2 protein-coding genes are annotated in these 1254 nt (G+C 45.9%); both read right to left on the bottom strand.

Translation table 11 applies throughout. The features are described from left to right. Positions 1-705: carotenoid 1,2-hydratase (locus R7E42_RS24550; protein WP_318073172.1), on the bottom strand; the 705-nt coding region annotated here is incomplete at its 3' end. Continuing rightward, a partial coding sequence (locus R7E42_RS24545; protein ID WP_318073170.1) for an ABC transporter permease occupies positions 705-1254 on the bottom strand: 550 nt, incomplete at its 5' end. The genes R7E42_RS24545 and R7E42_RS24550, both read right to left, overlap by 1 nt.

Below are 1254 nucleotides of genomic sequence, written 5' to 3'. Positions count from 1 at the left end.
GGGGATGAGGCGGCCATTTAAGTTCAATGTACCTTTTACATTAAGAAACGGTGCGCTAAAGCTAAACGACGCCACAGATTGCAGTGCATGTTTAACTTGAAAGCCTTTGTCTCCATTTACCACAAACGGCCCGCTTGTCATGGTATTCAGTTCGAGTCCGAATGTGTCCGTTGTAACATTGAGGTTGCCTGGAAATGGTGTAGAGCCTAATGAGCGCCAAGTCCAGTTATCTATCCATAAACGGAATGGTCGGTTTGTCATGCCAGCTTGACCAATACCACCACGCGCAACACGCTGTTCTTTCCACACATGCGAACCATGGCTCACGACAACATGTGAAATGTACAATTGAGGGTTCTGCCAACCGCTGGTTTCTCGTTCATCGGTGGCGACGCGAAAATAGCTCCACTGCACGTTGTAAGTACGACCTTGCTTATCTTGCAGCTTCGCAAAGTAGTTCCACCATTCATGTTGATATTCAGGATGGAAGCGAAAGTCTGAAGGCAATGAGACATGCTCGTCCCGTAAAACGGGCTCAAAAATGGTTTTATTTTCTCGCGTCAGTACCGAATTAATTTCGTTTTCTTGGGTAGCAGTAGGCTCTAGCCAAAAAGTTGAATACAACGTCGCTCCAGTCAACATGGCAAAAACGACAACGATCAGCATCGAAGCAAAAATGCGTTTTTTAGAGTTTTGTTTTTCCACTACAACGCATCCCTCAACGACTTCATTGGCGTACTCTTAATCATTCGAATTACAGGTAACGCCCCGGCGATCATAATCGCGAGCATTGCCCAAGCGATAGTTTGTGCATATTCCCAAGGAATGGTTTGCAGTTCGAGTGACCAACCAAAAGATTGTTTAATGATGATATCAACAATTAGGTGGGCCAAGGCCAATCCTAACGGTACTGCTATAATCGCAGAAATGGCACCAAAGGCGAACAGTTGCAAGCCCCCCAAGGCAACCAACTCTTTGCCAGAAACACCCATGCATCTCAGCAGCGAGAAGTGTCTTTGACGAGAGAGTTCTCCTGCTAGGGTTGCAAAGAAAAGACCAAATACAGCAATGATAAGAGTAATGTTGCCTAACGTGCCAGCGATGGCGAACGTGTGATCAAATACTCTCATGGCTTGATTGTAGATATTGCTGTTGTCGAATACGCGGTCTTGTGGCAATCGGAAGACATTTTCTAAACGATTCTTCAACCCTTCCCCATTCACGCTGTCTTTCAGCAATACGCCTAACCCTACG

The organism is Vibrio sp. Vb1337 (genome assembly GCF_033338715.1).
Classification (GTDB): Bacteria; Pseudomonadota; Gammaproteobacteria; order Enterobacterales; family Vibrionaceae; genus Vibrio; species Vibrio alginolyticus.
This window is presented reverse-complemented; position numbering and strand designations above follow the sequence as displayed.